The following is a 17,485-nucleotide window of genomic DNA, read 5'->3' as shown; positions in this document are numbered from 1 at the left end:
ACTCTCCACCTGTTACGATGTTGTACGAAGATAAGGAAGGAATGCTCTCTTTACTATCTTACCTCCAATCAAGAAGAAACTGTTTTTCTAGTGTATTTATGCCTTCTCCTGTTATTCTGATATGATAATCATGCCATTTTCCGAGTTTTTTCTCGTATCCAAGGTATTCTTCACCAACGTTGAATCCACCAATATAACCAATAGATGAATCAATTACAGCTATGCGTCGATGGTTGCGATGATGAGCGCTATAAAAAGGGTGTGCGGCTGAGATTTTTCGGCTGAATGAAATTTTTACATCAGACTTTTTTAATTGTTCAATGCTTTCTCTTGTAAGTTCATGACCGCCGATTAAGTCTACAGAAAGATATACGTTAAGTCCCTGACCTGCTTTTTCTTTTAAAAGGGAAAAGAGGCGCTTTGTAAGTGCATCATTGCGAAGAATATAAAAGTAAAGATAAATAGAGCTTTTTGCTTCCTTTATATCTTGAAAGAGAGCCGAAAATAAAGTTTGCCCCTTTTTATAGAGCGAAATATTTCCGTTATAAACAGGAGTTTCCCACGCTGGATGTGTTTCGGTATAGTGTTTTTGCCCTTGTTGAACGTCTTTTATCATAATAAACAGCAGTAATAATAAAATTAAAAGGGCTATTGCACTTCTTTTGATTAGCTTCACTATTATAATCGGCTCCTTCTAAAAAAGCTCATTTTCATACAATGCCCAAAAACGGTAAAAGAATGTATGGCTCCTTCATTCGCTATATATAGAACTAACAATAGAACATAAAAAAAACCTCTCGTTGAAAAGAGAGGGACCCTAATTTAGGTAATGCTTGAAGAAGCTATAATTACGTACTTTCCTTCTTCCAAGTCTTCTATGTACTTTTCTACATCTTGAGAGGAAAGCTGTTCAAACGCTAATACTTTAGCGAGCTGTTCTATCTTTGACGGAAGTATACTATTTACTGTATTTAGTAAAGATTGCGAGCCATAAGGTGAATCTATTAGCAAATTTTTAACACTTTCCTTTGAATGCTTATCTTTATTAACAAGTATTTTTATATCTTTTTCATAGCCTTCTTTGTTCAAATCTTGTAAAGTTTGCTGAAGCTCTTCTTTAATATGAGCAACCTTTATCTTCATAGTAGTCTCTCCTTTCTTATTTAACAATGAACATCCTTATCGTATAGAGAACTCATTCCCTTTTTCTCTTTTTTAAAACTTTTTTGTAAAAGAGGTTTTACCATCTAAAAAAGGGGGTAATTAAAAGCTCGTGTGTAGAAATTTAGGGAGGTAAAGTAGAAAAAGAAAATTTACATATAAAATTAGAACTAAAAGAGATATAAAAACCCTAACATTTCGATGCTATGAGGTTATACTTTGTTATTGTTTTATCGCCATACATCGCATATAGAACGGTAGCAATTTATAGTAAAAACAAAACATATTTAGGGGAAGGGTCAGGAGATTACGATGTATAGAAATGATGATCTTTATAACTTTCTATTAGAAAGAACGTGGGACTTAACTGAAAATTGGTATGCGGACCTGGATAAAGTTGAGCTAGGTGGTGTGTATGCTTCAACAGATCCAGTTGTAGTAGAAACATTGAAAAAGCAAAACCATGAATTTCATAAACGTTTTTGTAAGCTGTTCTCAGAAGAAAGTGATGTTTTTTATGAAGGATTTGAAGAATGGGTTATAGAGATTGCCAAAGATGAAGAACATGCACGAACACCAATTCATCTTATTTTACAAGAATTTTTTAATGTACAAACCCAATATATACAGCTGATTAATGAATTTGCTTCTCAATATAAAGATAAGTATTCATTAGAAGAGATTAATCAGTGGAAAGACATTACAACCAAAGCGTTTAATAAAGTAATTATGTGGTTTACAGAAGAAAGTCATAAGTACTCTGAATCTCGTTTAAAAGCTCAGCAAGAGATGATTAATGAGCTAAGTTCTCCTATCATTTCTTTAACAAAACATGTAGCGCTACTTCCTCTTGTAGGAGATATTGATACAGCTCGTGCTAAGTTTATTTTAGATAGCACATTAACACAGTGTACAGAGCGTGAGATTCATCACTTGCTTGTTGATCTATCAGGTGTTGTAATGATCGACACAATGGTGGCTCAACAGCTCTTTCAACTTATTGAAACATTACATCTAATTGGTGTGACAAGCACGTTTTCTGGTATTCGCCCTGAGATTGCACAAACAGCCGTACAGCTTGGAATTAACTTTAATCGAGTTTCTATTGTTTCAACATTAGAACAAGCTGTAAAATTAAAAGATCTAGAAACCCTTACAAAATAAAAAAGCAGAGACCTTTCTGCTTTTTTATTTTGTTTAAAAGTACATATGGTAAAATATTGATGAGGAGGGGAAAGAAGTGAATGAAAAAGCTCTACATTATTGGAATACATATTGGGGAGAGAACAAACAACCAAAAGAGGTAAGTGCATGGAGCTTTGGGGGAGATCCAGACGGATTAGCAGACCTTGTCATAAAAGGCGTAAAAACAGCGACATGTTCAGGTTATTTGTTCTATGAATTAGAGCAAGAACCGCTTCCTGCTCAGGGGCAATACAGCATTGTGTTAAATAGCAAAGAAGAACCTGTTGCTATTATTCGAATCTCTAAAGTCGAAGTAATGGCAATGAATGAAGTATCAGAAGAATTTGCTTTTGCAGAAGGAGAAGGAGATCGATCATATCAGCATTGGTATTCGGTACACAAACAGTTTTTTACAAAAGAACTTCAAAAAATAGGAAAAGAATTTTCCGATGATATGCTTTTAGTACTTGAGCAATTTGAGCTATTACATATAAAAAGATAGAAAAAAGCCGCAGAAAAAAGATTTTCCACGGCTTTTGTTAACGAATTCCTTTCATTGCACGTTGAATAACCGGAGCAATAAGGAAAAGGAGAATACCAAGGACAATAGAAGCGCCTCCGATAATTCCGAAATATAAGGTTTCTGTTTCAGGTGTGTAAAGATCTACGATTGAAGCGTTTAGAGCCTGAGCTGCTGCGTTTGTTAAAAACCATAAACTCATCGTTTGAGCTGAAAAGGCAGTGGGTGCTAGTTTTGTTGTTGCTGAAAGACCGACAGGAGAGATACAAAGTTCTCCTAGTACCACAACAAAGTAGCTCAGTACAAGCCATAGAGGGTTAACAAGCGCATTCTCTCCAGCGAGCGTGCCCGGAATAAGAATAACCACAAACGAAAGACCAGCAAAAACTAAACCAATAGAGAATTTTTTCGGTATTGTTGGTTGACGATTACCAAGCTTTGTCCATAAAAGGGCAAAAAGAGGTGAGAGGGTGATAATAAACAACGGGTTTAGAGATTGAAACCAAGCAGGTGAAATCGAAAATCCACCAATACTTAAGTCTGTACGATTGTCCGCATATGCTGCTAAAATAGTGGCTCCTTGTTCTTGGATTGCCCAGAACATCACTCCTGCCACAAATAGTGGAATGTACGCTAAAAGTCTAGAACGCTCTACTGTTGATGTTTTAGAACTAAAGTACATTGTCACGAAGTAACAAATTGGGATCAGTATACCTAGTATTCCAATAAACGTAACGAAGGAGTCAATTGTAACCCATCCGCGTGGAATCATAAAAATAAGCGCTGCTCCAATAACGATAAGAGCTATAATCACCACAAGTGCGGTTCTTTTTCGCTCAGCAGGCGATAAGGGATTAGGCACAATAGTACCTGCAAGGCCGAGATTTTTTTTCTTTGTGAGGACAAATAAAAGTAATCCAAAGAACATCCCAACTGCTGCAATCGCAAATCCTAAGTGGAAATTATGCTTCATTCCAACTTCCCCAACAATTAAGGGAGCAATAAAGGCTCCAAAGTTAATTCCCATATAGAAAATACTAAAGCCAGAGTCTCGTCTTGCATCAGTTTCACTATACATATCTCCGACAATACTAGAGACGTTTGGTTTCAACATTCCTGTTCCAATTACGATAAGAACCATGGAAACAAAAAACATTGGAATATTTCCAGGCACAGCAAGAGCAATATGACCAAGCATAATGAAAATACCGCCATAAAATACAGATCGAGATGGTCCAAGTATACGGTCTGCAATCCAGCCACCTATCACTCCAGACATGTACACAAGTGATCCATAAATAGACATAATAGCTAAAGCTGTAGATTGATCAAATCCTAGTCCACCTTTTGACACTTCATAATACATGTAATAAACAAGAATAGCTCTCATTCCATAGTAAGAAAAACGTTCCCAAAATTCAGTGAAAAAAAGTGTAAACAATCCCTTTGGATGGCCAAAGAAGCCAGTCTGAGGAACGCTTGACACAATTTTCTGTTTATTCATTTCTGACATCATGTAACCTCCTTTGTTACTTTACTATAATATATTTGTTTGGTTGGTGATGTCAAAAATAATGGTCTTAACAACTCCTTTATCTAGTTATATTATCTGAAAATAGGAATATATCCTTATTTCAACATAATTAAGCGATAGGGACTTTGGTCATTTTTTTAGCTTTCCTTGCCGAGCTTCTATTAAAATTTCTTGTTTTTTCTATAATAGGAATGAAGAGGAAGATATTTGTGATTAAAAATCTGTACGAAACACATTTAAAAGTAAAAAATCTAGAAGAATCCATTAGCTTCTACAAAAAGTTAGGACTTCAGCTTGCTTTTCAAATTGAGGAAAGAAGACGGGCTTTTTTCTTTATTGGAGAAACGAAACAAATGCTTGGTTTGCAAGAGGTTAAAGAAGGTGAGGAAGTGATTAGAGATCATTTTGCTTTTAGTGTAGAAATGAAAGATCTTGAAGCTAGTTTACAATGGCTACGGGAGAAAGAGATTGAAATTCCAAAAGATTTCTTTGGTAAAGCACCTATAGAGCCAATTGTTCATATGTGGATGCCAGCTGCAAGCGTTTATTTTATTGATCCGAATGGACATAGCTTAGAGTTTTTAACACTTTTAAGTGATGAACCAGTATATAAAGAAGACATTGTTTATTTAAGCGAATGGCGCACATGTTATAAAAGTAGAGGAAATCAAGAGAAAAGCTAGCTCTAGAGCTTCTGTTAAAGGATATCGTTTACAAGAAGCTAGTTTTTCCTTATACTCGTTTTATAAAAATATGAGAGAGGAATGAAGGAAATGGAGGCAGCAAGAATTACAACAGAAGATGAATTAAACCAGGCATTTTCTATAAGAGTGGCGGTATTTGTAGAAGAGCAAGGAGTTTCGGTGGAAGAAGAGCTTGATGAGTTTGATACACTTGATGGCGAATGTGCACATATTTTAGTTTATTACGATGAAACCCCTGTAGGAACAGGAAGAGTGCGAGTTGTTGAGAACATTGGCAAGCTTGAACGGATATGTATTTTAAAAGAGTACAGAAAATACGGTCTTGGTAAAGTTATTCTTGCCAAGCTAGAAGAAATAGCAGCTGAAAACGGCTTGAAGAAAACAAAGCTTCATGCACAAACGAGAGCGCAAGGCTTTTATGAAAAGCTTGGGTATAAAGTGGAATCAGACGTATTTATGGAAGCCGATATTCCGCATGTTTTAATGACGAAAAAGCTTTTTTAACCTTTCCAAACGCGTATATAAGTTCCTGTTTTTCTTGTGAATACCATAAGTTTCTATTGAAGTGTTAGCAATTGAAAGAAGGATAATAAATTAATATATATAAGAGAAAGCCCTCTTCTTTTAGAAGAGGGCTTTCTCTTTTTCGAAAATCTGTAATAAATGTAGACCTAAAAGTGTTTTTCCAACATATGATAAAAAAGAGAATTTCTTTGTATAGAAAGGAAGAGAACGTTGATTCATATCGTAAAGCCGAAAGAAACGTTAACAAGCCTTTCCTTTGATTATCGCTTACCGCTTTCACGTCTTATTGCAGCAAACCCAACTATTGTAAACCCAAATATTCTTTATGTTGGTCAACCTATTACAATTCCTAATTTAAGAGACCCAAGTGAAATTCCTTATCATATCGAAATTTCTATTACAAAGCGAACATTAACGCTAAAAAATAATGAAGCTGTTGTAAAAGTATATCCAATTGCCGTTGGCAAAATGTTAACGGCTACGCCACAAGGTGAATTTGTAATTGTGAATAGAGAGCCAAATCCAGGTGGCCCTTTCGGAGCTATGTGGCTTAGTTTATCAAAGATTCATTATGGAATTCATGGGACAAACGATCCAAGTTCAATAGGCAAATCGGTTTCTCTTGGATGCGTGCGTATGCACAACAAAGATGTGTTAGAACTTGCCAGGATAGTACCAAATGGAACGGCCGTCTCTATTTCCCTTTAGTGAGCAAAAAACATTTCATTTCTCATCTTCTGTTTTTGAAGGAAATACAGGATGAGAAATGAAGTGTTACTAGATCGCTTTTTAAAAGGAAAAATAGATGATGGAATTCAGAAATCTGAAAGAGATGATTTTTTTGAAAACGCTTTCTTTAGGAGGGGTTATTTGAAAAAGGTATGGCGAGTTATTGTGCTTTGTATAGCTATTTTTGGAACATTGTCTTTTTTTAATGAACCTGTTTTTGCTCAATCCTCTTTTATAAATGGAACATACGGAGGGAAAACATACAAGCTTTTCATTCCATCTTCTTATGATGGAAGCAAAGACTATCCCCTCGTTGTGATGCTACACGGCTGCAGTCAAAATGCGGATGATTTTGCAAAAGGAACAAGAATGAACAAGCTTGGGGAAGAAAAAGGGTTTCTTGTCTTGTATCCTGAACAATCTTCATTTGCGAACATCAATAAATGCTGGAACTGGTTTAGTGTCTCTAATCAAAAAAGAGGAGGGGGAGAACCTGCTACTATTGTAGGGATGATCAATAAGGTTAAAGGAACATATAGTATTCAAAATCAAAGCGTTTTCGTTGCAGGACTTTCAGCAGGTGGGGGGATGAGCGTTATTTTAGGTGCCACATATCCTGAGCAGTTTGCAAGTATTGGAGTAGGCGCAGGTCTTGAGTACGGGGCGTCAAGTAGTGCTTTTTCTGCATTTTACGCTATGCAAAATGGAGGTCCTAATCCTAATCTTCAAGGAAAGTATGCATACGAACAAATGGGGAAAAATGCGCGCGTTATGCCTGTTATTGTGTTTCATGGAAATGCGGATAGCACAGTCGTACTGAAAAATGGAAACCAAGTTATTAGTCAATGGGCAACAACAAATGATTGGGCTGATGACGGAATTCTAAACGGAACGATTGACAACCAAGCGGATAGCGTAGTAGAAAAAACAAAACAAGGAGGTAAAGCATATACACAATATAGCTATACAAATGAGAACGGACAGATAGTATTAGAAAAATATATTGTAAACAATATGAAGCATGCTTGGTCTGGCGGATCCCCGTTAGGAAGCTACACAGATGAAGAAGGTCCAAATGCAAGTGAAATCATATGGAGTTTTTTTGAAAAGAGGCTACCTTAAAAATACGCGTTTCTCTTAGAGAGAAACGCGTATTTTTTATAGAAAGTTGTCATATATTTGAAAGAATAAAAGTTATGTATTTTAGGAATAAGGTAGGGAAAAATTCTTTTTTATGTTATGATCTGTAATATTTGGAAAGGAGGAGAAAGGATGGAACAACCAAAAAATCCTGGTTTAGCTGCGGTGCTAAGCTTTTTAATTGCTGGATTAGGACAAATTTATAACGGTCAGCTTGCAAAAGGCATCATTTTTATCATTGTATATTTTTTCAGCTGGTTATTAATGTTTGTTCTTATCGGCTTGATTACAACACCTATCCTTTGGATATGGGGCATGTACGACGCTTATAAAGTGGCAGAGCGTCATAATCAAAGAATTTCAAATGGTATGTAATAGGCGTTATACATAGTTGGGAAAACCTATTAGTGAAAAACTAATAGGTTTTTTTATTTTGATCGTAAAAGAATATCATAAATATGAGGTGAATAATAGACGGTGTAAGCTGATTATTAGACAATTTCTTTCGGTTCTCGTAATATTTATTTTTGAATAAACGACTGGAAAATACCTTAACATAAAGAGAAATTTTTGCCTTATTCAAAATTTTAAAGAAGTCAATTTCTTTCTGAAGTCTTTTATATTAAGAGGAGGATTAGAATGTCAGGAACAATTGAATCAAAAACACTTCATGATATTAAATTTTCTGTGCTTGACCTTGCACCAGTGAATGAGGGCAGCACACCAGCTGATGCTTTCCGTAACAGCTTGGATCTTGCTCAGCATGCGGAGAAATGGGGATTTAACAGGTACTGGGTTGCTGAACATCATAACATGCCTGGAATAGCCAGTTCTGCAACATCTGTTGTTATTGGATATCTAGCAGGGGGAACGAAAACGATTCGTCTTGGTTCTGGGGGAATTATGTTACCGAATCACGCATCTCTAGTCATCGCTGAACAGTTTGGAACATTGGAGTCCATGTATCCTGGTCGCATAGACCTAGGTCTTGGGCGCGCCCCTGGAAGCGACCAAAATACAGCAAGAGCATTAAGACGAACGCTCGGTACAACTGGCGATGAATTTCCACAACAGCTAGAAGAATTGCGCGCTTATTTTTCTGAAAATAGCAGTTTTGTGAAAGCTGTTCCAGGTCAAGGATTGAATATTCCAATTTGGCTTCTTGGGTCAAGCGGATTTAGCGCGCGTCTATCAGGGCGTCTTGGTCTTCCGTTTGCTTTTGCAAGCCATTTTGCACCAAATTATACGATTCCAGCTTTAAAAACGTATCGGGATCATTTCACGCCATCAGAACATTTACAAACTCCATATGCGATGGTAGGTGTAAACGTTGTTGCAGCAGATACAGAAGAGGAAGCAAAGCGTCTTGCAACATCTCAGCAACAGCAGTTTTTAAGCTTAATTCGTGGTACACCAACACAGCTTAAGCCGCCAGTTGATGATATGGAACAAGTTTGGACTCCTTATGAAAAGTCGATTATTGCAGAAAAATTAGACTCTACAATTGTCGGAACAAAAGAAACGGTGAAAGCAAGACTAGAGCAATTTCTAGCTGATACAAATGCAGACGAAATGATTATTAACTCCCAAATTTTTGATCACAAAGCCCGTCTTCGTTCTTACGAAATTATTGCTGAATTAATGAGCTGAAAGAAACCAGCATAGAAGTCTTTTTCTGTGCTGGTTTTTTATTGTTTTTACCAAACTCAGTACCATTTCACTAATATTACATTATTGAAATGAAATTGTAATATAATTAATCTCCTTTTCATCATTTCTCATGATATACTTTTTAAAGAAAAAAATGTTGGTTTTAGTCGTTTCTTGCCAGTCTTGCCAGTATTGGCTTTTATAAATAAACAATGATCGATAATATAAATAACCTGAAGATTCTCTTCTTCCTCATACATATTAACAATACATACTGACACGTGAACTATAAAGAAGGTAATGGAATCATCGAACGGGAAAGAAAGCGGAGGAAAATGTTTTGAAAAAGAAAATGATCGCATTCAATGCAACGGTAATGTTAGGGCTAAGTGCTGTACTCTCAACACCGACATATGCCCAAACAATGAGCGAAATGCAAGCTCAAAAACAAGAAGTTCAGAAAAAACAAGCTGATGTTCAAAGCAATTTGAAAGAAGCAGAAGACAAGCTTAGCAGTCTGAAGGGTGAACAAAAAGAATTAATTGCTCAGCTTAATCGTTTAAATCTAGCAACAGAGAAAAATAACGAAAAAGTAGAAGAAACAGAAAAGCAAATTACAGAAACAAATAAAAAAGTAAAATCACTAGAAAAAGAGATTGATGAATTAAAAGAAAAGTTAGCACAACGCGAAGAAGTCATTAAAGAGCGTGCTCGTTCTCTACAAAAAAGTGGTGGAAACGTAGACTATGTTTCTGTTATTCTTGGATCTGCGGATATCGGTGACCTTATTGGTCGTGCTTTTGCAGTAAATACAGTAGCTGAAGCTGACCGTGATCTTTTACAAGAAACAAAAGATATGCAAGATAGCTTAGAAAAGAAACAAAAAGAAGTAAAAGATAAACTTTCTAGCTTAAAAGATATGAAAGCAGAGCTTGAGGAAATGCAAGCACAGCTTGATACACAAAAAGCACAAAAAGACAAAGTAATGGAAGATCTAAAAGCGCAAGAGATGGACAGCGCAGATATTAAAGCAGCCTTAGAACAGCAATCAAGTAGCTTAAAAGATCAAGAGTCCAACCTTGATGAAAGCATCTCAGCTGAACAAAAGCGTCAAGAAGAAATAAAGGCGCAGGAGGCAGCGAAAAAAGCAGCCGAAGAGGCAGCGGCAAAAGCAGCAGCTGAAGCGAAGCAAAATACAGAAAGCAGCAGTACTGAGGTAGCACAAGCACCTCAAGCGAAATCTGCTCCTGCAGCATCATCAAAATCAACAACTACATCTGAAGAACGTTCTTCTGTGAAAGCAGAGACTACATCTACACCATCTTCAAATGTCAGTTCAACGCCAACATCTGGAAATGTCGTAACAGTAGGAAACAAATGGATCGGTAACTCTGCTTATGTATTTGGTGGAGGACGTACACAGTCAGATATTGATAATGGACTTTTCGATTGCTCTAGTTTTGTTCGATGGGCATATGCTCAAGTTGGCGTAGACTTAGGACCAATGGGGGCTGTTAGCACAGATACGCTCAAACATAAAGGAACAAAAGTATCAGCAAGCAGCATGAAACCAGGAGATCTTGTTTTCTTTGACACATATAAAAAAGATGGACATGTTGGTATTTACGTTGGTGGAGGCCAATTCATCGGTGCACAAAGCTCAACAGGCGTTGCTATTGCTAATATGTCTAGTGGATACTGGGCTGATCACTTCTCAGGTCACGTTGTGAGAATCTAACTATTCTTTGAAAAGCGCTCTTAGTGAAAACTAAGGGGGCTTTTTTTATCAGTTTGAAAAGCGCTGCTTAATGCACTATTATAATGAAGAAAGAGATTTAGGAGGAGTATGGATGTTAAAAGAGAATGTAATGAAAATGCTAGAAGAAAAGCAAACTGCTCAGGATTCAATAGAGCTTTACAAAGACGAAATAGCATACATAAATGAAAAAGAGCTTATTTCTGAGATATCAGTGACAGAAACTGATTCGTACACTCGTTTTTTTGATGCGTATATCGAGCGAGTGAATAAAGAAACAGAGGAAATGATAGCAGAAGAAACACCTTCAAATTTTCTAGACAAGCCGCTCTCTTTTTTAAAAGAGAACATAGAGGAGTTTGCATACACTGAATCGCCTCTATTTGAGATGATTGGAGTTGAAGGGGTAACACTTGAGCTTGATGATGTTTTTCGTTACTATAATGTTCTTCTTGGACTAAAAGTACAGAAGAAATGGCATGATGTGATTAAAACGTATCTTTCAGAAAAAATAAGTGGAGGGAAATTCGAGCTTAGCTTTAATGGGAATGATGGCCTCTGGGATGTAAACTTTGCTCTTGATGGAGTGCAAGGTTTTCACGAAGGAATGAGTATTGGAGAAGCATATAAGCTTATTTATACCTTTCTATTTAATCTTGTTGCTGAAACAGAAAAATAAAAAAGCAGGTTTTTACCTGCTTTTTTATTTTGTGAAAAAGTTTTCTGTATAATATGGCTGTGCTTCTTCATTAAAAGCAACGCCAACGCCTAACTGTCTAAAGTCAGGTTGTAAAATGTTTTTACGATGACCGAGCGAGTTCATTAGTCCTTCATGTGCAAATATACTGCTGAATTGCCCGTATGCAAGGTTTTCTCCTGCTACCGTAAAGCGAATATTATCCTCTTTCATACGATCAAATGGAGATTGACCTTGAAGATTTTGGTGATCAAAATAATTATGTTCAGCCATATCTTCACTGTGAGCGAGAGCCGTTTCTTTCACTTGATCGTCCCATGTTAAAATAGGAAGGCCATGATTTACTCTGGCGGCATTTGTGAGATCAAAAAGTTGATATTCAAACCCTTTTTGAAGAGCTTTACTGCCTTTTGTATAAAAGTCTTGTTTATCTTCTTCAAGGTTTTCGTTCATAATCTGGATCGATGTAACTGTATTGTTTTCATGCTTGTCATAGAAGATTGTAACGAAACTATGATCAAGTTTGTACATATCATAATCTCGGTCTTTTTCTAATTTATAGTACACAAACCCTTTGCGTATTTCTGTAAGGGGCTCACCAAGCGTGTTCTCAACCGTTTCTTTTGTTGAACCACGTTTGATGCCTTTTGTAGAAGAAATTAAATCTTGGTTCGTATACAGTCCAACAACTTGATTTTCTTGATTGTACGCTACCATCATAAAGTGCTCATAGTTTTGGTGATAAGCTACCCATTCTACTCCATATTCATTAAGCGTTGAACGCTGTGGTTGTCCAAGGGTTTTCTCAACACTTGTTCGATCATCTCCAATCTCAACATTATAAACAGAAAAAGTTTGATTTTCTGGCACGTCTAGATTAGGCGTCTTCACTTCTTTTGGTTTCTGTTCTTCCGAAGTAAAGGGAAGGGCAGCAATTGCCTCATCAACTTTACCTGAAAGTTCTGTGAGGCCTGTGGAAAGTTTAGCGAATGTATCTTGGACATCAGGATTATCTTCAATTGTTTGAATTTTAGATGTTATATGGTCAATGGCAGACTGTGGAGAAGGATTTTCCGCAATCTTTTGTAAAGTGGGCCAAGAAAAGTACAGCACAGCGATGAGAATAATCAAAGAGAATAGTTTCCTCAATATGTCACCTCCTATGTTCTATTGTACCTAAAAAGAGGATAAAAGGAAAAGAGAAAGGAAAGAAAAGAAATTCTGTTAAAAGTTGAATATTTAGAAAATTATTGAAATAAAAAAGCGTTCATGCTATATTTTTAATAAAATAGAGAAGCTGTGCTATTTATTCTCTTATGCCCTTTGCCCCAAATTCGCCTAAGACCTAAAGGAGGAGAGTTATCATGGAATCATACGTTAAAGTTGGGAACCTTCGTGTGTCCCCTATTTTATATGACTTTGTAAATGAAGAAGCTCTAAAGGGAAGCGATGTTAAGAAAGAAGAATTTTGGAAAGGGTTTCAATCTATTGTCGAAGAACTAGCACCTAAAAACAAAGCGTTGCTAAAGAAGCGTGAAGACCTCCAAAAGAGCATAGATAAATGGCATAAAGAACATAAAGAAGGAACTTCAATTTCTGATTATAAAGCTTTTTTAGAACGTATTGGTTATTTACAAGACGAAGGAGACGATTTTAAAGTCACAACAGAAAACGTTGATGAAGAGATTGCTACAATGGCAGGTCCACAGCTTGTTGTTCCTGTTAACAATGCACGCTATGCTCTTAATGCAGCGAATGCCCGATGGGGAAGTTTATATGATGCGCTTTACGGTACAGACGTTATTCCAACAGAAGGTGGAAGTGAGCGGGGAAAAACATTTAATCCGTTAAGAGGAGATAAAGTTGTTTCATATGCTAAAAAGTTCCTTGATGATATTTGCCCTCTCGCAATTGGGTCTCATGAGGAAGTAACCAAATATACGGTTGACCGCGGCATTCTTGCAGCAGTACTTCAAGGGGGAGGCCGCACATCTCTCAAAACGGAAAAGCAGTTTGCTGGCTATCTAGGAAGCCCCGAAAGCCCCACATCTCTTCTGTTAAAAAACAATGGTCTTCATTTAGAAATCCAAATTGATCGTTCCTCTCCAATTGGGAGTAGTGACCGAGCGGGTATTAAAGATATTGTCATGGAATCAGCATTAACTACAATTATGGACTGCGAGGACTCTGTTGCAGCTGTTGATGCAGAGGATAAAGTTGATGTTTATCGCAACTGGTTAGGACTTATGAATGGCACTTTATCTGCTACCTTCCAAAAAGGAAATGAAACGGTTACAAGAACATTAAATAAAGACCGCACGTACACGTCTCCAGAAGGAGGAAGCGTTACGTTGCCAGGTCGATCTCTTCTTTTTGTTCGCAATGTTGGTCATTTAATGACAACAAATGCTGTTTTGAACGAAAAAGGAGAAGAGGTACCTGAAGGAATTGTTGATACAGTGATTACATCCTTAATTGCAAAACACGATTTTTTGCAAAGTGAATCTTTTCGCAATTCCAAGAAAGGTTCGATTTATATTGTAAAACCTAAAATGCACGGCCCTGAAGAAGTAGCGTTTGCTAATACGCTTTTTAATCGAACAGAAGATATACTTGGTTTAGCTCGAAATACAGTGAAGATTGGTGTAATGGATGAGGAGCGCCGCACAACGCTAAACTTAAAAGCGTGCATTCGTGAAGTAAAAGAGCGGATTGTTTTTATTAATACAGGGTTTTTAGATCGAACAGGCGATGAAATTCATACTTCAATGGAAGCAGGCCCAATGATTCGAAAGCAGGATATGAAATCTTCTCTTTGGCTTGGAGCTTATGAAAAGTCAAACGTAAGTGTTGGTCTTTCTACCGGCTTAAAGGGAAAGGCGCAAATTGGTAAAGGAATGTGGGCAATGCCTGATAAAATGAAAGATATGCTCCAGCAAAAGAGTGCACATTTAGAGGCGGGAGCAAGCACAGCATGGGTTCCTTCGCCGACGGCCGCAACGCTTCATGCTATCCATTATCACCGTATAAACGTAGCAAGTATTCAACACACTTTAATGCGCCAAAATCAACATGTACGAGATGATATTTTACACATTCCTGTAAGTAAGAATAAAGCTTGGACAGACGAGGAAATTCAAGCAGAACTTGATAACAATGCTCAAGGAATTTTAGGATATGTTGTGCGTTGGATAGATCAAGGCATTGGATGTTCCAAAGTGCCGGATATTAATGACGTTGGATTGATGGAAGATCGAGCAACGCTGCGTATTTCGAGCCAGCATGTTGCAAATTGGCTTCATCATGGGGTTTGTACAAAAGATAGGGTAGAAGAAACGTTAAAAAGAATGGCAAAAGTTGTGGATGAACAAAACAAAACAGATCAAAACTACAAACCAATGTCTGCTGATTTTGAAGGGTCTATTGCTTTCCAAGCAGCTCGTGACTTGATTTTTAAAGGATATGAACAACCAAGCGGTTACACTGAACCTATTTTACACAAGCGTCGTCAAGAAGCAAAAAAGAAGGAAGTAGCTCAAAAGACAAACTAAAAGGAGAAAAATAATGAATGTGTTTGAAGCAATTAAAACAAGAAGAACAGTTGGAGTTGTGAAACAAGATCCTGTTCCTCGAGATGTAACAGAGCGGATTCTTCAGTCTGCTGTATGGGCTCCAAATCATTTTCGAACAGAGCCATGGCGCTTCTTTGTGTTAGAAGGAGATGGACGTAACAAGCTAGCAACCGCTTTAGTAGAAGCCATTAAAGAGGATATGGAAGATGTAACAACAGAGGAAAATCAAAAAAGAATTGAAAAACAACAAAATAATCCATTTCGCGCTCCTCTTGTTATTGTAGTAGGGGTAGAGCCAAGTAATGAACCAAAAGTTCCGTTAAAAGAGGAGTACGCAGCTGTAAGTGCAGCGATCCAAAATATGTTGTTAACGGCACATGCGAGTGGTCTTGGTGCGATTTGGCGTACAGGGGATATTTGTTATCATCCTAAAATTGCTCAGTCTTTTGGTTTATCAGAAAGAGGAGAAGTAGTTGGATTTCTCTATATTGGGTATCCTGTCAAAGAACCAAAAGCCGTTAAAAAGACTGATGTATCAACATATACAAAGTGGTTTTCGTAATGACAAGAAGGCTTCCTTATCAAAGGGAAGTCTTTTTTAATGAACAAAAATCAACAAGGGTTTCAAATAAATAGGGTATACTAAGGGATGGCATTGGTCTGTATCAGCCAGTGTTATACTCACAGAAAAAAGCCTCCTACTCATTGTGAGTAAGGGGCTTTTTGATTGAATACCTTGGAGAGGAAAAACACTTGTTACTGGAGGTCCTTGTTTATAATATGGAATGAAAATCGAGTTTTTATTCACCCTTTGTCTAATTCCCTAAATAGTGGTTTATAATTTGAATAATAAGGAGTTCTATCTTACTCTTTCTGGATCTAATGATTATTGTTATGTAAGGGACTTTACCATTAGTAAAAAAGCCCCCTACTCTTAATGAATAGGGTTTTTGGGTATTTGAGTATAACCCTAATAGGCAGACGTGTTTGAGAAAACATTTATAGTATAATCGAAAGAGAAAATTGTATTACTTTCGCAAAAGCTCTTCAAGTTTCTTCTCTATATTTTTAAACTTTCGATTGTAATGTTTAAATGTTAAGTAACCTGTAAAAGCTTTAGCCAAAAAAAATAAGATAACAGCCGAAATGATAATCCAAGAGTTGTTTGTAAACTTATTTAAAATCTGACCAAATTCCATTTGTAACATACCACCGCCTTTTTTTGTATTTTTTATCAGCTTCAACGTGATTATGCTGAGATTTTAAGAGCCATCCATATAAAGATTGGAAGGTATTAGTTTCATTTTCTTTAAGAAAGGTGGCGGGGGAGCACAAGTTATTCAAAAGAAACCAACGAGAAAAGGGGAATAGTGAAACATTTATCGAGAAGGTGTTTTCTCAGAGAAAAGTAAAAGAGGGCGGTTCCTTTGAATAGAACCAACCTCTTTGCTTACTGATCTTTACTATCTTTATCACGCATATCTTCTTGATCTTCTACTGGATCTTCCTGATCTTGATTTCTATCCTTTTCATCATCTTTATTTATGGAATCATTTTCATCAACACCAGGAGCATTCCCATTTCTATCCTGATTATTTTCAAAGTTTATATCGTCTGCATCCTGATTATTTTCATTGTTTGTGTCATTTCCACCTTCGTCATTTGGAGCTTGTTCTTCATTTTGTTGCTCATCTTCTTGAGGCGAATCTTGATTATCATTTGCTGTACAACCTGTAATCAGCGTAATAGCAAATAGCCCCCCTAATGATTTTAATAACCATTCCTTCATTTTTGTCTTACTCCTTCCTTATTAAATTCTTAAAATGCTTTTATATCTTTTCTATTTTATCTCTTTTTATTCAATTAAATATTTCCTTTTTTGTTGAAGGGAATAATCTCCAATGTTTTGAACCATATACAAATTTATGTATTTTATATAAATAAAAAAGCCCCTGCTGTCACGGGACTGACCCCATAGAGTGAGACAAATAAAAAACACCTTTAAGTTAAAAAACGGGTATGTAGTACCTAACAATAACTTGGAGGTGTTTTTTCTATGGGAAAAAGAGTGAGCAATCCAGTAGAAGTGAAATTAAAAGCAATTGAAATGAGATTGGCAGGAGTACCGGTCAAAGAAGTTATGGAAGCTTTACAAATCCGCAACCATACACAACTCAAAACATGGATGAGGTGGCATAGAAATGGAGCTTGGCACAGCCCGTTGGGCAAACATACACCCATCAAAAAGGGCCTCATTCTCAAGATACTCCATCAAAGTTACAAGCTGAAAATCGATATTTAAAACCACAGAT

Annotated in this window: 18 protein-coding genes and 1 pseudogene; 13 read left to right on the top strand and 6 right to left on the bottom strand. The window is 36.7% G+C overall.

Annotation, left to right across the window (positions count from 1 at the left end; genetic code table 11):
- Window positions 1–58: 58 nt before the first annotated feature.
- Window positions 59–676: a phospholipase D-like domain-containing protein gene (locus tag BM012_RS25950; RefSeq protein ID WP_061802602.1), complete on the bottom strand. Its 618-nt coding sequence runs from the start codon at window positions 674–676 to the stop codon at window positions 59–61.
- Window positions 677–822: 146 nt separating this feature from the next.
- Window positions 823–1,143 carry a general stress protein gene (locus BM012_RS19825; RefSeq protein WP_061802603.1) on the bottom strand — a complete coding sequence of 107 codons (321 nt, stop codon included), beginning with the start codon at window positions 1,141–1,143 and terminating at the stop codon, window positions 823–825.
- Between the two features lie 330 nt (window positions 1,144–1,473).
- Here BM012_RS19825 and BM012_RS19820 point away from each other — a divergent pair, with 330 nt between their 5' ends.
- Together BM012_RS19820 and BM012_RS19815 are read left to right on the top strand one after the other, a co-directional pair.
- The gene (locus tag BM012_RS19820; protein WP_061802604.1) at window positions 1,474–2,325 is read left to right on the top strand and encodes an STAS domain-containing protein; all 852 of its coding nucleotides are present in this window, start codon (window positions 1,474–1,476) and stop codon (window positions 2,323–2,325) included.
- Between the two features lie 76 nt (window positions 2,326–2,401).
- Window positions 2,402–2,848: an ASCH domain-containing protein gene (locus tag BM012_RS19815; protein WP_061802605.1), complete on the top strand. Its 447-nt coding sequence runs from the start codon at window positions 2,402–2,404 to the stop codon at window positions 2,846–2,848.
- A 37-nt stretch (window positions 2,849–2,885) separates the two neighbouring features.
- Here BM012_RS19815 and BM012_RS19810 read toward each other — a convergent pair whose 3' ends face one another.
- Window positions 2,886–4,379 carry a peptide MFS transporter gene (locus BM012_RS19810; RefSeq protein WP_111922553.1) on the bottom strand — a complete coding sequence of 498 codons (1,494 nt, stop codon included), beginning with the start codon at window positions 4,377–4,379 and terminating at the stop codon, window positions 2,886–2,888.
- Window positions 4,380–4,609: 230 nt separating this feature from the next.
- Between BM012_RS19810 and BM012_RS19805 the strand changes: the two genes are divergently transcribed.
- The 8 genes from BM012_RS19805 to BM012_RS19770 all read left to right on the top strand — a co-directional run bounded on the left by BM012_RS19805 (window position 4,610) and on the right by BM012_RS19770 (window position 11,583).
- A complete protein-coding gene (locus tag BM012_RS19805; protein ID WP_061802607.1) occupies window positions 4,610–5,083 on the top strand; it encodes a VOC family protein in 474 nt (157 codons plus the stop codon).
- Between the two features lie 90 nt (window positions 5,084–5,173).
- Window positions 5,174–5,608, top strand: a complete 435-nt coding sequence (locus tag BM012_RS19800; RefSeq protein ID WP_061802608.1) for a GNAT family N-acetyltransferase — start codon at window positions 5,174–5,176, stop codon at window positions 5,606–5,608.
- 231 nt (window positions 5,609–5,839) lie between these two features.
- Window positions 5,840–6,337, top strand: a complete 498-nt coding sequence (locus BM012_RS19795; RefSeq protein ID WP_061802609.1) for a L,D-transpeptidase family protein — start codon at window positions 5,840–5,842, stop codon at window positions 6,335–6,337.
- A gap of 162 nt (window positions 6,338–6,499) precedes the next feature.
- Window positions 6,500–7,480, top strand: a complete 981-nt coding sequence (locus BM012_RS19790) for an extracellular catalytic domain type 1 short-chain-length polyhydroxyalkanoate depolymerase (protein ID WP_061802623.1) — start codon at window positions 6,500–6,502, stop codon at window positions 7,478–7,480.
- Window positions 7,481–7,630: 150 nt separating this feature from the next.
- Window positions 7,631–7,873, top strand: coding sequence for a DUF5683 domain-containing protein (locus BM012_RS19785; protein ID WP_061802610.1), 243 nt, complete (start codon window positions 7,631–7,633; stop codon window positions 7,871–7,873).
- Window positions 7,874–8,137: 264 nt separating this feature from the next.
- Window positions 8,138–9,148 (top strand): LLM class flavin-dependent oxidoreductase, encoded by a 1,011-nt coding sequence (locus BM012_RS19780; RefSeq protein ID WP_061802611.1) that lies wholly within the window; start codon window positions 8,138–8,140, stop codon window positions 9,146–9,148.
- 340 nt (window positions 9,149–9,488) lie between these two features.
- Window positions 9,489–10,886, top strand: a complete 1,398-nt coding sequence (locus tag BM012_RS19775) for a C40 family peptidase (protein WP_061802612.1) — start codon at window positions 9,489–9,491, stop codon at window positions 10,884–10,886.
- 112 nt (window positions 10,887–10,998) lie between these two features.
- Window positions 10,999–11,583, top strand: a complete 585-nt coding sequence (locus BM012_RS19770; protein WP_061802624.1) for a hypothetical protein — start codon at window positions 10,999–11,001, stop codon at window positions 11,581–11,583.
- A gap of 24 nt (window positions 11,584–11,607) precedes the next feature.
- On the opposite strand, the gene BM012_RS19765 is transcribed toward BM012_RS19770, so the two are convergent.
- The gene (locus BM012_RS19765; RefSeq protein WP_201030238.1) at window positions 11,608–12,750 is read right to left on the bottom strand and encodes a CAP domain-containing protein; all 1,143 of its coding nucleotides are present in this window, start codon (window positions 12,748–12,750) and stop codon (window positions 11,608–11,610) included.
- Between the two features lie 215 nt (window positions 12,751–12,965).
- On the opposite strand from BM012_RS19765, the gene BM012_RS19760 reads away from it, so the two are divergent.
- Complete coding sequence (locus tag BM012_RS19760) at window positions 12,966–15,152, top strand: malate synthase G (protein WP_061802614.1); 2,187 nt, start codon at window positions 12,966–12,968, stop codon at window positions 15,150–15,152.
- A 13-nt stretch (window positions 15,153–15,165) separates the two neighbouring features.
- Entirely contained in the window at window positions 15,166–15,735 is a 570-nt protein-coding gene (locus BM012_RS19755; protein WP_061802615.1) for a nitroreductase family protein, read from the top strand.
- A gap of 466 nt (window positions 15,736–16,201) precedes the next feature.
- Here BM012_RS19755 and BM012_RS26540 read toward each other — a convergent pair whose 3' ends face one another.
- Together BM012_RS26540 and BM012_RS19750 are read right to left on the bottom strand one after the other, a co-directional pair.
- Window positions 16,202–16,372 carry a hypothetical protein gene (locus tag BM012_RS26540; RefSeq protein WP_161939274.1) on the bottom strand — a complete coding sequence of 57 codons (171 nt, stop codon included), beginning with the start codon at window positions 16,370–16,372 and terminating at the stop codon, window positions 16,202–16,204.
- Window positions 16,373–16,623: 251 nt separating this feature from the next.
- Window positions 16,624–16,962, bottom strand: a complete 339-nt coding sequence (locus tag BM012_RS19750) for a hypothetical protein (RefSeq protein ID WP_061802616.1) — start codon at window positions 16,960–16,962, stop codon at window positions 16,624–16,626.
- Window positions 16,963–17,229: 267 nt separating this feature from the next.
- Here BM012_RS19750 and BM012_RS25945 point away from each other — a divergent pair.
- Window positions 17,230–17,485: pseudogene (locus tag BM012_RS25945) on the top strand (IS3 family transposase); the annotation flags it as partial.

Origin of the sequence: Priestia endophytica DSM 13796, assembly GCF_900115845.1 — a bacterium.
In the GTDB taxonomy this organism is placed as follows: domain Bacteria; phylum Bacillota; class Bacilli; order Bacillales; family Bacillaceae_H; genus Bacillus_I; species Bacillus_I endophytica.
Note: the sequence above shows the minus strand (reverse complement) of the source record. Positions and strands in the feature narration are given on the sequence as shown.